At 60.3% G+C, this 19,432-nt stretch carries 16 protein-coding genes; 5 read left to right on the forward strand and 11 right to left on the reverse strand.

Going from position 1 to position 19,432, the window contains the following annotated elements; all coding sequences use genetic code 11:
- The first annotated feature begins 25 nt into the window (after positions 1 to 25).
- A complete protein-coding gene (locus tag A37O_RS0101690; RefSeq protein WP_018295756.1) occupies positions 26 to 703 on the forward strand; it encodes a 3'-5' exonuclease in 678 nt (225 codons plus the stop codon).
- A gap of 4 nt (positions 704 to 707) precedes the next feature.
- On the opposite strand, the gene A37O_RS0101695 is transcribed toward A37O_RS0101690, so the two are convergent.
- On the reverse strand, positions 708 to 1,592 hold the full coding sequence (locus tag A37O_RS0101695) for a uroporphyrinogen decarboxylase/cobalamine-independent methonine synthase family protein (protein ID WP_018295757.1): 885 nt from the start codon (positions 1,590 to 1,592) through the stop codon (positions 708 to 710).
- A gap of 37 nt (positions 1,593 to 1,629) precedes the next feature.
- A complete protein-coding gene (gene mnmA / locus A37O_RS0101700) occupies positions 1,630 to 2,709 on the reverse strand; it encodes a tRNA 2-thiouridine(34) synthase MnmA (RefSeq protein ID WP_026196035.1) in 1,080 nt (359 codons plus the stop codon).
- Positions 2,710 to 2,734: 25 nt separating this feature from the next.
- On the opposite strand from mnmA, the gene A37O_RS0101705 reads away from it, so the two are divergent.
- Positions 2,735 to 3,544 (forward strand): spermidine synthase, encoded by an 810-nt coding sequence (locus tag A37O_RS0101705; protein WP_018295759.1) that lies wholly within the window; start codon positions 2,735 to 2,737, stop codon positions 3,542 to 3,544.
- On the opposite strand, the gene A37O_RS14405 is transcribed toward A37O_RS0101705, so the two are convergent.
- Both A37O_RS14405 and A37O_RS0101715 read right to left on the reverse strand, forming a co-directional pair.
- Positions 3,541 to 5,976, reverse strand: coding sequence for a bifunctional lysylphosphatidylglycerol flippase/synthetase MprF (locus A37O_RS14405; protein ID WP_018295760.1), 2,436 nt, complete (start codon positions 5,974 to 5,976; stop codon positions 3,541 to 3,543). The two genes, A37O_RS0101705 and A37O_RS14405, sit on opposite strands and share 4 nt — an antisense overlap.
- On the reverse strand, positions 5,973 to 7,205 hold the full coding sequence (locus tag A37O_RS0101715) for an alpha/beta hydrolase (RefSeq protein WP_018295761.1): 1,233 nt from the start codon (positions 7,203 to 7,205) through the stop codon (positions 5,973 to 5,975). Before A37O_RS0101715 ends, A37O_RS14405 begins: the two co-directional genes overlap by 4 nt.
- A 50-nt stretch (positions 7,206 to 7,255) precedes the next feature.
- Between A37O_RS0101715 and A37O_RS15765 the strand changes: the two genes are divergently transcribed.
- Entirely contained in the window at positions 7,256 to 7,882 is a 627-nt protein-coding gene (locus A37O_RS15765; RefSeq protein ID WP_018295762.1) for an esterase/lipase family protein, read from the forward strand.
- Here the strand turns inward: A37O_RS15765 and A37O_RS0101725 are convergent.
- The 7 genes from A37O_RS0101725 to A37O_RS0101755 all read right to left on the reverse strand — a co-directional run bounded on the left by A37O_RS0101725 (position 7,871) and on the right by A37O_RS0101755 (position 14,821).
- On the reverse strand, positions 7,871 to 8,890 hold the full coding sequence (locus tag A37O_RS0101725; RefSeq protein WP_156802459.1) for a glycoside hydrolase family 25 protein: 1,020 nt from the start codon (positions 8,888 to 8,890) through the stop codon (positions 7,871 to 7,873). The genes A37O_RS15765 and A37O_RS0101725 overlap by 12 nt on opposite strands.
- Positions 8,891 to 8,966: 76 nt before the next feature.
- Complete coding sequence (locus A37O_RS0101730) at positions 8,967 to 10,091, reverse strand: cysteine desulfurase family protein (protein WP_018295764.1); 1,125 nt, start codon at positions 10,089 to 10,091, stop codon at positions 8,967 to 8,969.
- Positions 10,088 to 11,038 carry an electron transfer flavoprotein subunit alpha/FixB family protein gene (locus A37O_RS0101735; RefSeq protein ID WP_018295765.1) on the reverse strand — a complete coding sequence of 317 codons (951 nt, stop codon included), beginning with the start codon at positions 11,036 to 11,038 and terminating at the stop codon, positions 10,088 to 10,090. The genes A37O_RS0101730 and A37O_RS0101735 overlap by 4 nt, the downstream gene beginning before the upstream one ends.
- A 34-nt stretch (positions 11,039 to 11,072) precedes the next feature.
- A complete protein-coding gene (locus A37O_RS0101740) occupies positions 11,073 to 11,867 on the reverse strand; it encodes an electron transfer flavoprotein subunit beta/FixA family protein (RefSeq protein WP_018295766.1) in 795 nt (264 codons plus the stop codon).
- Between the two features lie 71 nt (positions 11,868 to 11,938).
- Positions 11,939 to 13,111, reverse strand: a complete 1,173-nt coding sequence (locus A37O_RS0101745; protein ID WP_018295767.1) for a THUMP-like domain-containing protein — start codon at positions 13,109 to 13,111, stop codon at positions 11,939 to 11,941.
- On the reverse strand, positions 13,098 to 13,964 hold the full coding sequence (locus A37O_RS0101750; protein ID WP_018295768.1) for an NUDIX hydrolase: 867 nt from the start codon (positions 13,962 to 13,964) through the stop codon (positions 13,098 to 13,100). The genes A37O_RS0101745 and A37O_RS0101750 overlap by 14 nt, the downstream gene beginning before the upstream one ends.
- 59 nt (positions 13,965 to 14,023) lie before the next feature.
- Positions 14,024 to 14,821: an ABC transporter ATP-binding protein gene (locus A37O_RS0101755; protein WP_051077936.1), complete on the reverse strand. Its 798-nt coding sequence runs from the start codon at positions 14,819 to 14,821 to the stop codon at positions 14,024 to 14,026.
- 220 nt (positions 14,822 to 15,041) lie between these two features.
- Here A37O_RS0101755 and A37O_RS0101760 point away from each other — a divergent pair, with 220 nt between their 5' ends.
- Both A37O_RS0101760 and glgB read left to right on the forward strand, forming a co-directional pair.
- Positions 15,042 to 17,069 carry a maltotransferase domain-containing protein gene (locus A37O_RS0101760; protein WP_018295770.1) on the forward strand — a complete coding sequence of 676 codons (2,028 nt, stop codon included), beginning with the start codon at positions 15,042 to 15,044 and terminating at the stop codon, positions 17,067 to 17,069.
- A 144-nt stretch (positions 17,070 to 17,213) separates the two neighbouring features.
- On the forward strand, positions 17,214 to 19,421 hold the full coding sequence (gene glgB / locus A37O_RS0101765) for a 1,4-alpha-glucan branching protein GlgB (RefSeq protein WP_018295771.1): 2,208 nt from the start codon (positions 17,214 to 17,216) through the stop codon (positions 19,419 to 19,421).
- Positions 19,422 to 19,432: the final 11 nt, after the last annotated feature.

The following is a 19,432-nucleotide window of genomic DNA, read 5'->3' on the forward strand; positions in this document are numbered from 1 at the left end:
CCTAAGTGTAGCTAGACTTATCGCCATGCCGACTTTCAACGCCTCCCGCATGCTGTCATTCGATTTGGAAACCACTTCGGTAAATCCAGCGGAGGCGCGCATTGTCACTTCGGCACTCGTGCGCATCGATGGGCGCGACGTGCAGGCCAACGAAACCATGGCGGATCCGGGTGTGGAGATCCCCGAGGAAGCAGCCAAGATCCACGGCATCACCACAGAAAAGGCCCGCGCCGAAGGCCGCCCCCACGACGAGGTGCTCGCCGAGACCGTCGAGGCGATCAAGAAGGGTTGGGAGGACGGCCTAACTCTGATCGTCTTTAACGCACCCTATGACCTTTCCGTGCTGCGAGCGCTGACCGGCGATTTCACCGTCACCGGGCCCGTCTACGACCCGTACGTCATCGACCGCGCCCGCGATCGCTACCGCAAGGGCAAGAAGCGCAACCTCACCGCGCTCTCTGAGTTCTACGGTGTCCAGCTCGAAAACGCCCACGAAGCCACCTCCGATGCCCTGGCGGCGGCGCGCATCGCGTGGAAGCAGGTCAAGCAGTTCTGGCCCGAGCTCTCGGAGATGGACAGCGACGAGCTGATGGAATACCAGGCCGTCCAGCAGTACGAGCTGCAGTCGGATTTGAAGAAGTACCTGGAGTCCCGCGGCCGCGATGCCTCGGATGTGGCTACAGGCTGGCCGATGATCAGCTAGGTAACTAGCTCAAGAAGTCGCGCTGCAAAATCTCGTCGTACTCGCGCGCCTGGGCATAATTTCCTGCCGCTTCCTTCAGGGTCGCGGCACGTGGCGCGTAGACATCGATGTGGGTTGCGGTGGGATCGATTTGCAGCTTATCGACGAGTTCCCCCACCCGCTTCGGCTCCAAGGGCGCAATGGCAAACCTATGGCCCTCGCCGAGGGCGGCGCCGGCGTCGTCGAGAAGCTTTGGTGTGTTGAGCTTTTCGAGATCGACGGTGACCCACTGCGCGCCGAACAAGGGGGCGGTGGTGTTGAGCAGGTACTCCCCGAAAGGTTCGAGGCGCTCAAGCACGTCGTTGGAGTGCACGGGCTTGATCTCCTCGAAGTCGGTGGTGCCCTTGAGCTTGCCTGCCATGACCTCGGGGAGGCGGGGCTCGTCGAGTTGGACGGTCACCTCGGCATCGAAGCGGGAGGCCACATCGGCGACGTGGCTGTTCACCGTATCTAAGAGCGCCTCAGTGAGGTCCTTGAGCGCGCCGGGGTCGGTGATCATGCGGTGCCCGTTGGGCATCTCGATCTCCGCGGCTAGGGTCCACGGGCCTACCAGCTGGACTTTAATTGTGTCGGTGCGCCCGGCCCACGCTTCCTCGAGAAAGTCGAGGTCGCGCTGTATCTGGTCGGTGGCGCGCCGGGTCAGAATCTGGGGTCGCTTGGTCACGCGCCAGGAGCGCGCGCCACGGTCGACGTGGATGGGCAGCAAGGAGGCGGTACGCCCGATCAGGTCTGAGCCGAGGCTGCGGTCTGGCAGCTGCGGCAGGTGTGGGAGCGGGGATTCAGAGATCACGATGTCGGCGGCCTGGGACAACGAGACCCCGGGTAGTTCGCCTAGCCCAAATGCAGTCATGAATGACTAGTCTAATCAGCTAAAAAATTTAAGCAGTTTAGGCAGTACCCGAGATCGTGCCCGAGCCCAGCACCACGTCACCCTGGCCATCTGGGTCCGGCAGGTACAACACGGCTGCCTGGCCGCGGGCCACACCCGAGAGTGGCTCCTTGAGCTGGAGCGTCATCGTGTCGCCCTCGATGTTCGCCCAGCACGCGACGACGCCACCGTGCGCGCGGATCTGCACGTTCGCTTCGAACTCGCCACGCATATCGGGGTGCAAGACCTTCAGGCGATCAGCGGTGATCTCGCGAACCTCGAGTGCTTGACGCGGGCCGACGGTGACGGTGCCGGAGGCCGCATCAACATCGGTGACGTAGCGGGGCTGGCCGTCGGCAGCAGGAACGCGCAAGTCAAGGCCGCGACGCTGACCGATGGTGTACTGGAAAGCGCCGTCGTGCTCCTTGAGCTCGGTGCCGTCCTGGTCCACGACCATGCCGGGGCGCATGCCAATGGAACGGCCCAGGAAAGCCTGGGTGTTGCCATCAGGAATGAAGCAGATGTCGTAGGAATCCGGCTTCGTCGCCGTGGAGAAGCCCTTGGCCTTGGCTTCCTCGCGGATCTGTGGTTTTTCGGTATCCCCGATCGGGAAAATGCAGTGGTCCAGCTCGTCGCGGGTGAGCACACCCAAAACGTAGGACTGATCCTTGAGCGGATCGACGGAGCGGCGGAGGTTGCCCTCATCGTCGATAAGCGCATAGTGGCCGGTTGCTACCGCATCGAAGCCGAGTGCGATGGCACGCTCGAGCAGGGCCGCGAACTTGATCTTTTCGTTGCAGCGCAGGCACGGGTTCGGGGTCTCGCCCATGGCGTAAGACTCCACGAAGTTGTCAATGACATCTTCCTTGAACCGGTCCGAGAAATCCCAGACGTAGAACGGGATGCCCAGCTTGTCGCAGACGCGGCGCGCATCGGCGGAATCCTCCAGCGAGCAGCAGCCGCGGGCGGATTCGCGGGTTTGTTGGGCGTCTTGAGACAGCGCAAGATGGACGCCGACCACATCATGGCCGGCGTCGACGAGGCGAGAGGCCGCCACTGAGGAATCGACGCCACCGGACATTGCTACAAGAACACGCATGTCAGGCAGTGTACCCTCTACATCCATGGCAAGAAAACAGCAGGAGAACCGGACTTTCGAGATCGATACCGGGATCGCGGAAGTCGTCGAGGAATCGGACGGTTCAATCACGCTCATGGTCAATGGCGTGCCCTCGTCCAACAACGTGCCCGGGCAGCCCGAGCGACTCGAGTTCGAGTACATGCGCTGGATAGCTGCTGGTGTTGAAGAACTAACCAGGCTGGACCGGCCCGAAGACAAACCGCGGCTGACGCATTTGGGTGGCGCGGGCTGTTCCCTGGCCCGCTACTTTGCGCACGTCTGGCCGGCCTCGCGCAATACGGTTGTCGAGATTGACATGGAACTCGCGCAGCTGGTGCGCGAGATCTTCGATATTCCCAAGTCCCCCGCCGTGAAAATCCGTGTCGGTGAGGCGCGCGAGGAAACCAATAAGTTCGTGCCCGATAGTCGTGACGTGATTATCCGGGACGTATTTGCGGGAGCGCAGACCCCGCGCGCGCTGACCACGGTGGAATTTTTTGAGGCGGCGCGGTCGTCGCTAAGCAAACGAGGCCTCTATATAGCCAACTGCGGCGACCACTCGGACCTGAAGAACGCGAAGGAGGAGCTCGCCGGGATGCTCGAGGTCTTCCCGCACGTGGCCGTGATTGCGGATCCGCCGATGCTCAAGGGACGCAGGTACGGAAATATCATGCTGCTCGGCGCCGATTTTCCGCTTGAGGCCAGCCAGCAGCTGACGAAGCGGCTGCTCCAGGGCGCGGTGCCGGCACAGTTCAAGGACGAAAAGTGGGCGCGGGAGTTTTCCTCGGGCGCCCAGTCGCGTCACGACGATTAGCCCTGCGTTTCAGCCTTCGGCTCAGCCTTCGGCTCAGTCTGCTTCTCATTGTCCTTGCGCGATTGCAGCCAGGCGCGTGCGACCGCGAGGGTGTCGGAGGCGCGCATCGTCGGCAAGTAACAACCCACCACTGCCTGGCCGATGACGGGAAGCGCGAGCTCGTCATCGTATGCCAGGACCCAGCTGGTGTGGCCAGGGTGGAACTTATTTTTCGACGAGGCCAGCGAGCGGAAACCGTAGAGCGGCTCGATGGAATCCCCGGCGCGATCCAGCAGGGTATCCAGCAGGCCCTGGGGCTCGTCGGTACGCATGAGCGGGGCGCCTGAAAGCGAGATCCACTCAATACCCTCGCCGTTGGCGTGAATCATAGCCTCGGCGATGAGGAACTCGATGGCCGGACGCCAGCCGTTTCCGTCGCGGCGCATGAAGTCGAGGGTGTAGCCGTCGATCACCCCGTCCTTGTACACCGGCAGCCAACTGGTCACGCCGTGGACGGCACCGTCGTCGTCAATGGCAAGCAGCAGCGCCGTATCGGGATCTTTGAGTTCTTCGAGCCCGCCGAGCGTGAATCCCATCTCCGGCAGGGCCTTCTCGGAGACCCACGCCTCCGACAGCGCGAAAACGCGTTCGCGGGTGTCGAACTCCAGCTCACTCCAGGTAGTCCACTCGGCGCGCACGCCTTCCTTCACCGCGTGGTTGCGGGCGGTGCGGATATTTTGGAATTTCTTCCCCTTGAACTCGACATTGGTGGTGTCCAGGATGGCTTCCTCGGCGACGTGAAGCTGGTGGAAGCCGGGGCGCTCAAACTCCTCGCGGACCGAATACCAGGCGACGCGCCCGCCCAGGCCGACGATGTTCGCCTCGAAGGCATCGGCAATCCCATCACGGCTATCGCCCTCCCCAACAATCGGCTCACCAACCGTGACCGCGATGCCATTCTTATAGCGGTAGGCCACATAGCTATTACCGCTGAAGAAGTACTTGTTGCCGCCCCACAGCGTCATCCACGAGAGATGGTCGCCGGTACCGGCGCGGAGCAAATCGTAGGCCTTGTCGCGATCGCGTGACGACGATTGGTCGGCCGCGCTCGCTGTGATCCGGTAGAGGGCAACGAGGGCGACAATCCAGAAGATGAGCCCGACCCACTCGTAGATAAACGTCGACACCGCCGAGGTCGGCACCGCTTGAGTGGGCAGGAAGAGGTTAAACACCGGTGGCAGATAGCGCCGTGGGAGCTCGGTGAGTACGCCTCCGATGCTGATCGCTGGGGCAAAGTGGTGAGCGACCGCGCTGGCGCCGAGCACCCAGGCCAGGGCGGTGACAAGAAATGCTGTGAGTACGAGAAGCCCGTTGCGCCAGGCGACTTTCGTGTCGATTCGGACAAAGAAGTGCCGGTAGGTACGCAGCAGCACGGCAGCGCATACAAGCCATGGCAGCAGCAGGAAGAAGAGGTTAACACCGAAGAGCTCGGCCGGCAGGTCCGAAGGTGTGACCAGGACCTGGGCGGTAATCGCCGCGATGGTGACTGCTTGGGCCAGAAGCGCCAAGACCCACGAGAGCCTGCGCCCGCGCACCAACCCGTAGGCAATGACCAGCTGGAGAATAAACGGAACCAGGTTGCTGAGGGTCGGACCGATCCCGCTGAGTTGGTTGATGGTGGTGGCATCAAAACATGCCGTGCTTTGTGCGTCGGCCGCGCACAGGTTGTGCACGATGTGGTCGGAGACAGTGGGCTGCCAGAGGAGCTGGGTGACGAGTGAGAAAGGCCCATCGGACTGCGGGTTGATGGCGGACAGCAGCGGGCCTATCGCCACAGATGTAAACACCAGTGCGACGAGAATACGGGATTCACGCAGGGACATGGTCGGTTTCTTTAAGGTGAAGCTGTGTCCTGCCAGCACCTCTCCCACGAGGATGCCGAAGACAACACCGATGGCCACGACGACCCACACCAAGGTTCCGGTGTAGAGCACCATCGTCGCCGACAGCGCGACTAACAAGACGCGCAGGCGGCGCTTCCACAGCAGTGGCATCGAGGCGGTAGCCAAGGCAGCTGTAGTAAAGAGCCAGCCCAGCGGCGACAGGTAGGTCGCTGCAAGGAGGTCCTCTCCCCATTCGTTAAAGCCCAAGTTCTCGATGATCTCGGCGACGAGAAAGCCCAACGGCACTGCAATCATCTGCGAGGCAAAAGCCGCAATGAGGAATTTTCGCGATCCCAGTGTGACCTCTGCCGCGCCGCCAACAATCAAGACCGCAAGCGTAACCAAGATCAGGGAGGTCCAGTGATCGGTGGTCAGACCCGAGGTAAACAGGTGCCAGCCTTCTGGGTCCCCCGACCCGCTCAATTCCAAGCTATCGCGCAGGGGGAACAGCACCCACATGAGGACCGCGGCGAGGATGGAGAGGCGCACCTTTGTCAGCAGTTTTATCATTGGATCCCTCCGAACTGTGCTACTTCCTCGAAGCTTTGCCGTAGGGCTTGGCGCCACACGGAATAACTGTGTCCACCTGGGACGGTGGAGTAAGTGGTGGTCATTCCGGCCGCCTGGGCCAGTTGGTTCATTGTGGCCAGGGCATTCATTGATTCCGTGTCTCGGTCACCTGCGATGAAAATCCCCTTCAGGTGGGAATATTCGTTGGTTCCTACTGCCTTGCGCAGCAGGTTCGCCGGGTTGACGTCGGCAAAGGCTTGCTCGTCTCCGCCGAAGAAGGCATCCACTGTTTTCTTGTGCGAGCCAATGCTGGGTTCTGCTTGTCCGGAGAAGTCTAAGAACATGCCGTAGGCCTGCGGATGGTTGGTGACTACTTGCAGCGCGCAGGTGCCGCCATAGCTGAGCCCGCCAATCGTCCACTTGCTCTGATCAGGGTTGACGTTGAACGTCTGATTGATCGCAGCGGGCACAGTCTGACTGAGATAGGTCTGGACTTGGTATTCGGGCCCGTCCACGCAGGCGGGGTTACCGCTGAAGGTGCCCGTTGCATCCACGCTGATAATCACCGGGGATTCGCCGCCATGTTGCGACTGGAAATCGTCGGCAGTTTGGCTTCCCTGCCCCACGGTGAACCACTGTCCCGGCTCGCCGGGATTGCCAGCCATGAGCACTAGGACCGGCAAGTTCGAGTTGTGCCAATACGCCGGAGGAACATAGGCCACCGCATCACGCATAGGAGGCAGCGGAACCGTGACCAATGCGCCGACTTCGCGCCCATCAATCTGCGGTGGCTGCGTTGCGGCGTTAAATTCGTCGAGGTTCATGGACACGGTCACAGGGGTGGGATCAAAGGAGCCGACCGTGGGAAATTGTTGATATTGCAGGTTGGCCACCAGATAGGCATTCCCCATGGCAATCACGGCCAAAATGGCCAGCAAGACGCGACGTCCACGCTGGGTAAAGGCGCTGACCAGCACGAAGGCAGCTGCGGTACCCGCAATATAGATCTCCGGGGGAATCGTTTCGGGGAATGGCTTCGGCCACACCGCGAGAATAAACCACGCGATGGCGCCCAAAATCAGCGCAATGATAAGTGCGATGGTGGTGCGCCGGCGCAACGGTGCACGGAAGAAGCCCCAGGCAGCAACCAGTGTTGTCAGAAGCGCAATGGCATAGATGACAATTAATGCCGGTGTATTCACCAGCGAAATTGAGCGTATCAACTCCATTTGATTAGGTTTACACCTTGGCTCAATATTTCGCTCTATTCTTGAGCGCTATGGGAATTGTTTCATATCTTCCTCGTATCCAACATCCAGCTGTCGCGCACTTTGTGCAGAGCAGCACGCGAATCGTCGTCGCGCTGCATGGGACGTTGGGCCATCCTCGCAGCTTCGATATCCTCGCCCGGGATCTTCCCTGCCCCGTCATCCAGCTTCCCTACGGGCACCGGGGCACGGTCCCCGTCGACGAGGCAGTTACAGAGGTAGCAGATTTCCTAGCGGACATTCCACAACGCGTGACGACGATTGACCTCGTCGGTCACTCTCTCGGCGGTCTTATCGCGCTCGGTGCCGCCCACGACCCGCGCCTTACCGGGCGGATCGACACGATCGTCGGCCTGGGCGCCTCGTGGAGGGGTGTACCGCTGACTGGAAACCGCTTCACGCGCTGGTTTCAGGCCACGGTCTTGGGCGAGTCTTTCGTCGATATTATGCGCCCAGAACCAGCAAACGCGCACATCCCGAAGGGAGTGCGCGTGGTGTCCATCATTTCCTCGACGGACAAGGAAGTGCCGGAATCGTCGTCACGCTTAGGCACCGTGGTCTGTCTGGGGACTGTGCCCCACCGGGAATTACCCCGGCACACGGATGCCGTGAGGTGGGCATTGGGATTAGAGCCCTGAGACGACCTCGTAGGCTTGGTCGATCTGCTGCTGATCCAATGGGATTTCGCCCGTGTCTTGTCGCTGCAGCAATACTTGCTCGATCTGGGCCGCATCCGACGCTGTCAGACCAGAGTCGTTGGCCACCTGGGCTGCCTCAGGGCCTGCTGCGCCGGACTGCACTGCGCCGAGTACGTCGCCGAGCAAGGTGGAGCTCTGCTGTTCGAGGTCTGCGATGATATCGCTGCTCGGAGCCTGCATTGTTTCGAAGACGCCACCGGCAGAGTTGAGGTTTCCTGCAGCAAAGGCCTGCAGCTGCGCCTCGGTACCGTTGAAGAGATTCAGATCAACATTGGCGTCGACACCGGAGACGGTCCCGGTCTCGGAGCGCTGCCAGAACGACACGGTGTCCCAACCGCCCATGGGAGCTGGTGCCTGATCTTGGTAGGCTGCGAGCCAGAGCGGATAGTTGGAGAACTCAGTCGTGTTTGCCATCTCGTCTACCCAGAAATAGCGGTAGGTATAGATCATAGGTGTCCGGCCGGTCTGGGCCTCGAAAGTCTGCAGGAACGCGCGGGTCCAATTTTGTAGATCGACAGCGTTGAGTCCGTCTGTTTCTTCCAGGTCAAGGACGGGAGGCAGATTGGTCGCGGGACCTGAGTTGACCATTGAGGCGAAGTAGTTCGCCTGTGCGTGTGGGTTAGAGTCTGGTCGGGCGTAGTGATACGCACCGGTGAGAAGCCCTGCGGCGTTTGCCGCGGCCACATCTTCTCCGTAGAAGTCATTAGCCCAGCCATGACCTTCGCTGGCCTTCACATAGGCGAATCGCTGGCCGCTGGCTGCGACGCTATTCCAATCGATCGGTGCGCCCCCTGGGCGCTGATGGCTAGCTACATCGATGCCGGACGGGGCGACAACGGATTGAGCTTGAGCTTTGGAGGACAGTGGGATAGCAAGAAAACCCACCGCAGCGAAGAGCGCGACGAGCATGGCTACTGTGTAAGAACGCAGATTCAGGCTTAAACGCATGCAAAAAAGGCTACATCACATTAAACGCATACGCCACAATAACCTCAATATTCACATTAGTCACATTGGAAACAAATTAAAAGTTTCCTGCTAGGCGCGCCCTTTGCACTACTTCTGAAATATTCTCAATGACGTAATCCACGTCCTCTTCGGTGGTCGTTCGCCCCAAGGTAAAGCGTAAAGCCCCAATCCCTGTCTTTTCGTCAACACCCATCGCCTCGAGGACATGGCTCATGCGCGTCACACCGGAATTACACGCCGACCCCGTCGCCGCCTCTACACCAAGAGAATCGAGCAACATAATCAGAGAATCACCGTGCGCACCTGCGAAAATGAAGTGGGCATGGCCCGGCAAGGCAGGCTCAGTCGTGGTCACAGTCAATTCAGGAACCTGGACCTTGAACCCCTCGACGAGGCGGTCGCGCAGCCCGGATATCCGCGCATTTTCCGTGCCCATCTCACGAATCGACTCCTCGAGCGCAGCCGCCGTAGCCGCAGCCGTAGCAACGTCGACCGTGCCGGATCGAATGCCTCGTTCCTGGCCCCCGCCGAGAGTCAAGGGCTGCGGTGCCGGTGAACGCTTGGCCAGTAAGATTCCTGCCCCGCGTGGCCCGCCGAACTTGTGCGCACTCATGGCCATCGTGGTGGCTCCGAGCGACGAAAAATTAATCGGGAGATGCCCGGCAACTTGCACTGCGTCAATATGGACTGGCGTGCCCTGCGCCGATGCCCGGGTAATAACTTCTTCGACCGGTTGAATCGCGCCGGTTTCATTATTCGCCCACATGCACGCCGCTACCGCTGCCGGTAAATCCAGCGCGGAGAGGTCACGAATGTGCCCACTTGCCTCGACATGCAGCAGTTCGACGTCGGCGCCTGCGGCTGCGAGCGACTTCACGGTCTCTAGCACTGCCGCGTGTTCGATCGGCGTAGATACTATTCGATCAAGTTCAGAGGCTTGATAAAGGCCGCGCACGGCGATGTTATTGGCTTCTGTGCCAGATCCCGTAAAGATTACTTCGACGGGATCGGCGCCTAAGAGCTCGGCGATTTTCTCGCGGGATTCGGCCAAAACAGAATTGGCCTGCCGCCCGGAGGCATATTGGCCTCCGGGGTTTAAGGCACCTGCGTGTTTCACCCATGCTTCGATCGCCGACTGGCGCATGGGAGTTGTCGCCGCGTGATCGAAGTAGTGTGTCACTTTCGCTTACCCAGCTCCGCGATCAAGGCCGGCACGATTTCTTCTACGTCGCCCACGATGCCGATATCGGCGATCTGGAAGATCGGTTCATCTTGGTCTTGGTTCACCGCGACGATGGTGCCAGCAGTCTGCATACCGGATAGGTGCTGGATCGCACCGGAGATTCCCAAGGCGAAGTACAGATCAGGCGAGACAGTCGCACCCGTCTGTCCGATCTGAGCGGAACCAGGAGCCCAGCCCTCGTCGACAGCATCACGTGTTGCACCGACTGCCCCGCCCAAGGTGTCGGCCAAAGGTTCGACAAACTCGGAGAAGCCGTCCTCGCCCACACCGCGACCGCCGGCGACCACAACGGTGGCCTGGTTTAGGTCAGGGCGATCGCCCTGGACTGCAGGGGTAAAGGAGGTGACGGTCACGTCCTTGGCCGTCGCAGCAGCAACTGGCATCGGCGCAACCTGTCCTGCGCCGGCCTCTGGCGCAGCCTTGACGGAACCCGGGCGCACGGTATAGATCGGGCAGGCTCCGCCAGCAGCGGTGGTGGTGACTACCGAGCCGCCGAAGATTTCGTGGCGGGCCGTGCCGCCCGCTTCGATTCCAACAACGTTGAGCAGAACGCCAGAGGCGAGGCGAGCTGCCAAACGACCTGCAATCTCGTTACCGGTTGCGGTCGCGGCAATGACGATCGGCGCTGGATTGGCTGCGCCGAGAGCATGCAAAGCGTCTACTTCTGGCAGCACCAGGCGAGAGTCATAATCGCTCGCGTGCGCATCAATGATTTGTGCAGCACCAGCCTGGGCGAGCTCAGGCGCCAGTGCTTCTGCCTGACCCGGCGCGCCAACGACCACAGCGGAGACCACACCGAGTGGACGCGCAGCGGTAATGAGTTCGGAGGTCACTGGGTTGAGCTGGCCTGCGGAGTGTTCGACGAGAACATATACGTGAGACATAATTCTGAGTTTTCCTTTTGCCCTTCCTAAATCTTTAAATCAGAGACTTCGCAGCGAGCTTGTCGGCAACCTGGGCAGCAATCTCTTCAGCGGAGCCAGAATCGATGATCTCTCCGGCACTACGCGCGGGGACCTCGGTAGCGCCCTGGACCACGGTGGCGGAGTGGCTCAGGCCAACCTGGCCGGCGTCCACGCCAATGGAGGCAATGTCGAGCTGCTTGATCTCGTGCTTCTTCGCCGCCTGCAGTCCCTTAAAATTAGGGAAACGCGGCTTAGCGGCCTTCTCCGTGACCGAGACAATCGCGGGCAGGGAAGCTTCGAGCTCCCAGGTGCCACGCTCATCCTCGCGGGTAGCGGTGACTTTGTCACCGGCAACGGATACAGCACCGACCTGCGTGAGCGCCGGCACCTGGCGGTACTCGGAAAGCAGACCAGCGAGTGCGCCGGTGGAACCATCGGAGGACTGGTTGCCGGTGACCACGAGGGCAACGTCATCGATCGTGTTCAACGCATTGGTCAGAGCCCATGCGGTGGCCACGGTGTCGGAACCGGCCAGGGCATCGTCGCTAAGCAATACGGCGTCATCCGCGCCCATCGCGAGCGCCTTGCGCAGCGCCTCGTCCGCACCGCTCGGGCCCATGGACAGCGCGACAACTTGGAAGCGCTCGGGGTCGGCTTCCTTGATTTGTAGCGCGGTCTCGACGGCGTATTCGTTAATCTCGTCGATGATGGAATCGACGTTGGTCCGGTCAAGAGTGTTGTCTGATTCCAGGACCTTGGTGGACCAGGTATCCGGCACATTCTTCACAAGCACCACGATGGTGGCCATAAAAGCACTCACCTTCCAATTGGCAATTTTCTCGGCAGATTTTGTCGTAGAATTCTGGGACTCAGGTTACCCTAATCCGAAAGTTGGCTATAACGCTCCCCTGCGTGCTCGCGGGCCCCACACAAGAACGCCGTTGCCGTGGATCCGATGCGCGCGATGATCACTCCCATCGACCGTTTCCCTTTAAGTTTCATCTTTTTCCGCAGCTGATCGGGGTCAACGTCCACCCCGCGCACGAGGATCTCAATGGCTCCCGTGTCGTGCGCGGCAAGGGCTTGCTTGAGCTTTTTCAGGGGCACAGTTTCAATGAATGGAAATCCGCTGGAGCCTGACGGAATCACCTCGCCGGAAAGGAATGCGATGTGCGGATCGAGCATCCACAACCCGTGGCGCGCCGCCCAGCCGCGCACAAGCCCCGCACGGATCACCGCTCCGTCCGGCTCGATGATGTAGCGGCCAGGCTCGCGCGCATCGACGTCGTCGGGCTCAAGGTCGGTGACCTGTTCGACGACACCGTCGGTGTCGCAGACAATCGCTTCACGACGAAGCCCTGCCCCCAGCCCGGGCGTATATAGGCAGGCCTCTTTGACTGCGCCACTGACACTGGAAATGCTGACCAGGCCCTCCCACTCGGAATAATCGATCCCCGGGGCACACTTCACCGCCAGCTCGCGGCCACTGTAGGCATCCACGAGATCCGGCAGTGGCGGCATGAGTTTGGCTGGGTCGGTGATCCGGCGTCCGCCCGCGCGGCGTGCCGGGTCGGCCACAATCACATCTGCCGTGGACACCGGTACGGTGGCATCGGCGCGGAGCAGCCAAGCTTCCTCTCCTAGGTTGTGTCTGGCCATCCGCAGCCTGGACTGGTCAAGGTCGCTGCCGAGCCACTGCATTCCGCGTTCATAGACTGCCGGTGCCTCGGTCCCGATCGAACAGGTCACGTCGTGGACCAGGCGCGCTCCACTGTCGCTGAGGCGGCGGGCGCGCAGCTCGCTGACGATGCGCGGCGTCGCCTGCTGCGCCGCATCGGAATCTGTCACCCAGGTTGCCGGGAATTTCTCGCCCGCAGCCCGCGAGGCCACGACCAATTCGGTCACTGCGCGGGAATACTCTCCAAACTTATCGCGCAGGACTTTCTGATCGGCCAGCGCAGATTTCTTCGTGAGGGCAAGTGTGGCAGTGGTGTCGTCGATAAGCGCTCGATGCTCGCTTAAATAACTGATCTCGCTGTCAGTGAAGGCCACCCAGTTTTCCAATCCTGTCGGTAGGTATGTGTGTGAAAAAGTCCTGGTAGCGCGGGATATGCGTGGGGTCGCCCACGATCGGCGCCATGTCTTGCTCTTTGGCCGCGGCCATTACCTCTTCGACCGTGTGGAACTTCGACAGATCGAGCATCTGCGCCCACGTGGCCACCGCGAATCGCACTAACCCAACGCGCCAGCCTTCCATGAGCAAGGAAGGGGAAAACCAGTTCGCGTCGTGTGCCTCACCGGTGTTGCCGTCAGGTGCTTGGCCCTTGGGAACGGCGGCCACGAAGCTAAACGTGTCGAAGCGATTGCCTGATTCGGAGGTTCCCGCAAACCTCCCCCACGGCTCCAACAGATCGGCGTTGACCTTGAGGTGGTTGTCCTGCAACACATCGGTCAAGGCGAGCTGATGCGATTCCAATTTGGTTCGCGCGTCCGCATAGGGGCGAGCATCTGGCAAGATTTCGCCGGACGCATCATTAACCAGCAAAATACCGGTTTCTTCGAACACCTCGCGCACGGCAGCGAAGACGAGAGCATGGGCCTTGTATTTGGTCAGACCCAGCCGGCGGGCGAAGGAGATCACGGAACGACCCGTCCACAATTCGCCGGAATCCCAGGAGCGCGGAGGGAAATCCCTGCTGTCGACGCCACCGCCGGGAAAGACTGTCATGCCGGGGAAGTTACGCATCGTGCGGACGCGTTCTTGTGCCCAGACTTCGAGGCCATCCTCGCCGTCACGGATGAGCAACACGGTCGCGGCCAGACGGCCACCATTGAATCCCGTGGTTTCGGTGGGGTCGATCCGATCGGCTTCGTCGGCGGACACTGCGCCTTTAGATCGATGCATCTCCCCACCTCCTCAGCATGTTTTTCGGCGCACCCTTGTTCGGCGCAACGAGTGCCCTTCTATGCGCGGTGGGAGCCCCCACGGCGCGACCGGCGCGCAAAGTACCTGCCATCTACCTTATTCAACTCAATTGGTTGGTGGTAGGCGGTGGTCAAGTTTGCACTGGTCATCACATCGTCGATCAGTCCTTGGGCAACCACATTACCCTCGTCGAGAAGCATGGCATGAGTAAACCCATAGGGAATCTCCTCCACGTGGTGCGTGATCATGATGATCGCTGGGGAATCAGGATCTAAAGCCAGATCACCGAGGTACGTCACGAGGTCCTCGCGCCCGCCTAGGTCCATGCCGGCACCCGGTTCGTCGAGAATCAACAGCTCCGGATCCGTCATGATGGCGCGGGCAATCAGGACGCGCTTGCGCTCTCCCTCGGACAGGGTGCCCCAGGTGTGGTCGATGAGGTGCATCGCGCCGAGCTGCTCGAGCTTCTCCGAGGCCTGTTCGTAATCCATCTCGTCGTAGTCCTCGCGCCAGCGACCCAAAATGGAATAGCCCGCCGAGATGACTAAGTCGCCGACCTTCTCCTCGTCGGGGATGCGGTGCGCGAAGGCCGCCGAGGTCATACCGATGGATGCCCGAAGGTCGCGCAAATCCACCTTGCCGAGCTGCTCCCCGAGCACGAATGCAGTACCCGCGGAAGGAAACTCTTGGGCGCCCGCGATTTTAATAAGGGTGGTCTTGCCGGCGCCATTGGGGCCGATGATGACCCATCTCTCGTCAAGTTCAACCTGCCAATCGACGGGACCGATAAGAGTCTTTCCACCGCGCCGGACTTCGACGCCACGGAAATCGATCATCAGGTCGGGATCGGTGGGTTCAATTGCGTGCGTTGGATTAGATGCAGGATCGTTCACAGCCCTATTGTGGCTTATTTTCTCGCTCCACGGTGAAAGTGACACGTTTTGACTAAGATCGACCGTGTTAGACATAACCGTTTACAACACCTTGAGCGATATCGCGGAGGGCTTGATCTGCGATGGAACTCTCGGGCGACACCGTGACTGCGAGCGAGGAATTATGACTGGACGACTCGGAATCGATGATGTTAGGCCCCAAATTTCTGGGCGCACCCTTCCTGCCAAGGCAGCGGTCGGAGAGGTTGTTCCGATCTCCGCGCTGGTCTGGCGAGAAGGACACGATGCGATAGCCGCCACCGTCGAAATTGTCCCACCAGCGGGTGGTGAACCATTCTCCATTCACATGCAGCAGGAAGAGTTCCGCCCGGACAATGTGCATGCAGTTTTCGTGCCCGATACCGAGGGCACGTGGCGCTTCCGCATCGACGCTTGGTCGGACCCCTTGGCAACATGGCGCAATGCCGTGACCAAGAAGCTTGCAGCCGGCCAGAATGAACAAGAAATGGCCAACGACCTCCACCACGGCGCGGACCTATTCCTCGAGGCGGCCAAGGTGGCGCCGAAGCCGGATGACCAGGTGCTCAAGGATGTCGCCCACTCTCTGGAGGACGAATACCTCTCGCTGCCTGAGCGCATCGAGCCAGGCCTGACCGAAGAGGTCTTGGACATCCTGGCAGACTACCCGCTGCGTGAACTAGTCACTCGAGGCCCGGTCTGCGAAATCCTCGTCGAGCGCCGCGGCGCCTTAGTCAATTCCTGGTACGAACTCTTCCCACGCTCCACCGGCGGATGGGACGATGCAGGCAACCCTGTGCACGGTACGTTTAAGACAACCGCTGACGCGCTCGAGCGCGTGGCGAAGATGGGCTTCGACACCGTCTACTTCCCTCCCATTCACCCGATTGGCGAGATCAACCGCAAGGGCAAGAACAACACGCTGACCACTGTGGAAGGCGACGTGGGCTCCCCGTGGGCGATTGGTTCCTCAGCTGGTGGACACGATGCGCTTCACCCTGATTTGGGCACCGAGGAAGATTTTTCCGCTCTTGTTGCCCGCGCCGAAGAACTCGGTCTCGAGATTGCACTGGACTTTGCGTTGCAGGCCGCGCCCGATCACCCGTGGGCGCAAAACCACCGCGAATTCTTCACCGAGCTCTCGGATGGCACGATCGCGTACGCGGAAAATCCACCGAAGAAATACCAGGACATCTACCCGATCAACTTCGACAATGATCCGAAGGGCATTTACGAAGAGGTCTACCGGGTGGTCATGCACTGGGTGGACTTGGGCATTAAGACCTTCCGCGTGGACAACCCCCACACCAAGCCAGTGAACTTCTGGGAGTGGCTGATTACTCGCGTCCGAGAGACTCATCCCGAAGTCATCTTCTTGGCTGAGGCGTTTACCCGCCCCGCGCGCATGTTCGGCCTGTCCAAGATTGGCTTTAGCCAGTCGTATACCTATTTCACCTGGAAGACCTCGAAGGCTGAGCTGACGGAATTCGCCGACCTGATCATCGAACGCGCCGATGTCTCCCGCCCGAACCTCTTCGTGAACACCCCGGATATCCTGCACGAATCTCTGCAGTACGGTGGCCGTGCCATGTTTGCTATCCGCGCGACGCTCGCGGCAACCATGAGCCCGCTGTGGGGTGTCTACTCCGGCTACGAGCTCTACGAGCACGAGGCGGTCAAGGAAGGCAGCGAGGAATACCTCGATTCCGAGAAATACCAATTGCGTCCACGCGACTTCGCCGGGGCATTGGCTCGTCGTGAATCGTTGGAGCCCTACATCACCACCTTGAACCAGATCCGCCGGGACCAGCCCGCACTGCAGCAGCTGCGTAACTTGCGGTTCCACGAGGTCGACAACGACAACCTGCTCGCCTACTCCAAGGTGGACTCGCTGACCGGCAATTGTGTGCTCGTCGTAGTTAACCTGGATTCTTTCGGCGCCCAGGAAGGAACAGTGCATCTGAACTTGGCCGAACTGGGACTGAGCCAGGGCGATAGCTTCCGCGTCGACGATCTGGTCAGCGGTGCGAACTACATTTGGGGCGAGCATAACTTTGTGCGCTTGGAACCGTTGAACAATGTGGCGCACATCTTCGTTTTGCCCGACGTTGCCCCTGAAAAGCGTGAGCAGATGGCGTGGCGCCAAATTGGCGAACACGACTACCGGCCGTAACCACCAGCCACTCAGTTACCCATGAATCACTTCGACGCGTATCTGCCCGGGAGGTGGCCCGGCTGCGGTACCGTCATTAGTAACACCGTTAAACAACCGTTTTTACCGTCCCGATACACCACTCAAGATTATTAAAGGAACATCATGACTGAAGGCCAAAACAGCATCGACCCTGTGCTGCTTATCCCGTCCGGCGATCGCGCACGCCTTCTCGAGTGCAGTCACCACGCTCCCCATGATTTCTATGGTTGGCACTCCACGTCTCGCGGTTCCGTCATCCGTACGCGCATGTTGGGTGCAGAACGCGTTGAATTGATCATTCACGGTGATTCCCGCGAGATGCTGGACACCGGAGACGATATTTGGGTCATTGGGCTAGACGACGAGCTCACGCCGGATTACCGCTTCCGCGTGTTCTACCCCAACGCGGAACCACAGATTGTCGCAGATGCGTACCACTTCTTGCCAACGCTTTCTTCCTTCGACTTGCACCTGATCGCAGAAGGTCGCCACGAGCGTCTGTGGGAGGCCCTCGGCGCGAACATTCACACGTATGAAACCGCGATGGGCACCGTCACTGGTACCTCGTTTGCAGTGTGGGCTCCAAGCGCTAGGGGTGTTTCGGTTGTCGGTGATTTCTGTGCGTGGAATCCCAACCAGTACCAAATGCGCGTCCTTGGCTCGACGGGCATTTGGGAAATCTTCATTCCGAATGTCGGGGCTGGTACCACCTACAAGTTCGCTATCCAGACCGCTGAAGGCCACCGCCGCGACAAGGCCGACCCGATGGCCAAGGGCACCCTGGCGCCACCTGAGACCGTCTCCAAGGTTGTCGATACCGGCACCTACGAGTGGGAAGATTCAGAGTGGATGAAGGCTCGCCCTGAGATCGACCAGGTCAACAGCCCAATGAGCGTCTACGAGGTGCACCTTGGCTCCTGGCGCTTGGGCGATGGTTACCGTGAACTGGCCGACAAGTTGGTCGAGTACGTCTCCGAGCAGGGCTTTACGCACGTTGAGTTCCTCCCTGTGGCTGAGCACCCCTTCGGAGGTTCCTGGGGTTACCAGGTCTCCGGCTACTACGCTCCTACTGCACGGTGGGGTTCCGCCGACGAACTGCGTCTGCTGATTGATCGCCTGCACCAGTCAGGCATTGGCGTCATCGTCGACTGGGTTCCAGCTCACTTCCCGAAGGACGATTGGGCACTTGCCCGCTTCGACGGCACTGCGCTCTATGAGCACCCGGACTGGCGCCGTGGCGAGCAGAAGGAATGGGGCACCTACGTCTTCAACTTCGGCCGCAACGAGGTGCGCAACTTCCTCGTGGCCAATGCGCTCTACTGGCTCGAGGAGTTCCACGTCGACGGCCTGCGCGTCGATGCTGTGGCCTCCATGCTCTACCTGGATTACTCCCGCGAATCCGGTGAGTGGTTGCCGAACCAATTCGGTGGCCGCGAAAACCTCGACGCGGTGCAGTTCCTCCAGGAGATGAACGCAACGGTGCACCGTGAGCACCCGGGAGTCCTCACCATCGCCGAAGAGTCAACCGCATGGCCTGGCGTGACTGCCAACACCGAGGACAATGGTCTGGGCTTCTCCTTGAAGTGGAACATGGGCTGGATGAATGACACCTTGGAGTACTTCAAGCTGGATCCAGTACACCGCTCCTACCACCACAACGAGATCACCTTCTCCATGGTGTACGCGTTTTCTGAGAAGTATGTCCTGCCGTTTAGCCACGACGAGGTTGTCCACGGCAAGGGTTCGCTGTGGGGTCGCATGCCTGGCGACGATTGGAACAAGGCCGCTGGTCTGCGCACACTTTACGGCTACATGTTCTCGCACCCCGGCAAGCAGCTGATGTTCATGGGCCAGGAGTTCGGTCAGACCTCGGAGTGGGATGAGGCTCATTCCACCGGTTGGTCGGACCTGGAAGGCTGGGGTTCTGAATTCCACCTCGGTATTCAGCGCGCGGTGCGCGACCTCAACGCGGTATACAAGTCCCAGCCTGCCCTGTACTCGCAGGACAACACTCCGATGGGCTTCCAGTGGATCAAGGGCGATGACTCGGCCAACAACATGTTGTCCTATGTTCGTTGGGGCACCGACAACACCCCGATCCTTGTGGTCGTGAACCTCTCGGGTAGCACGCCGACGAACTACCGTCTTGGCCTGCCTCGCCGCGGTGCGTGGGAGCTGCTCATTAACACCGATGCGGCGATCTACGAAGGCTCGGGCACTCCGCTGGAGACCACCGTGTACACCGAGCCAACTAGCTGGGATGGCCACGACCAATCAGTCGAATTGACCGTCCCTGCGGCGAGTGTGCAGTACTACATTCACCGCGGCTAGTGTCCGCGCTG

The organism is Corynebacterium lubricantis DSM 45231 (assembly GCF_000379425.1).
Taxonomy (GTDB): Bacteria; Actinomycetota; Actinomycetes; order Mycobacteriales; family Mycobacteriaceae; genus Corynebacterium; species Corynebacterium lubricantis.

Bases quoted from the DNA above. Each gene is read 5' to 3' on its own strand.
- A37O_RS0101690 (WP_018295756.1), top strand. From the start codon at position 26: ATGCCGACTTTCAACGCCTCCCGCATGCTGTCATTCGATTTGGAAACC.
- A37O_RS0101695 (WP_018295757.1), bottom strand. From the start codon at position 1,592: ATGACTGCATTTGGGCTAGGCGAACTACCCGGGGTCTCGTTGTCCCAG.
- mnmA (WP_026196035.1), bottom strand. From the start codon at position 2,709: ATGCGTGTTCTTGTAGCAATGTCCGGTGGCGTCGATTCCTCAGTGGCG.
- A37O_RS0101705 (WP_018295759.1), top strand. From the start codon at position 2,735: ATGGCAAGAAAACAGCAGGAGAACCGGACTTTCGAGATCGATACCGGG.
- A37O_RS14405 (WP_018295760.1), bottom strand. From the start codon at position 5,976: ATGATAAAACTGCTGACAAAGGTGCGCCTCTCCATCCTCGCCGCGGTC.
- A37O_RS0101715 (WP_018295761.1), bottom strand. From the start codon at position 7,205: ATGGAGTTGATACGCTCAATTTCGCTGGTGAATACACCGGCATTAATT.
- A37O_RS15765 (WP_018295762.1), top strand. From the start codon at position 7,256: ATGGGAATTGTTTCATATCTTCCTCGTATCCAACATCCAGCTGTCGCG.
- A37O_RS0101725 (WP_156802459.1), bottom strand. From the start codon at position 8,890: ATGCGTTTAAGCCTGAATCTGCGTTCTTACACAGTAGCCATGCTCGTC.
- A37O_RS0101735 (WP_018295765.1), bottom strand. From the start codon at position 11,038: ATGTCTCACGTATATGTTCTCGTCGAACACTCCGCAGGCCAGCTCAAC.
- A37O_RS0101740 (WP_018295766.1), bottom strand. From the start codon at position 11,867: ATGGCCACCATCGTGGTGCTTGTGAAGAATGTGCCGGATACCTGGTCC.
- A37O_RS0101750 (WP_018295768.1), bottom strand. From the start codon at position 13,964: ATGCATCGATCTAAAGGCGCAGTGTCCGCCGACGAAGCCGATCGGATC.
- A37O_RS0101755 (WP_051077936.1), bottom strand. From the start codon at position 14,821: ATGATCGATTTCCGTGGCGTCGAAGTCCGGCGCGGTGGAAAGACTCTT.
- A37O_RS0101760 (WP_018295770.1), top strand. From the start codon at position 15,042: ATGACTGGACGACTCGGAATCGATGATGTTAGGCCCCAAATTTCTGGG.
- glgB (WP_018295771.1), top strand. From the start codon at position 17,214: ATGACTGAAGGCCAAAACAGCATCGACCCTGTGCTGCTTATCCCGTCC.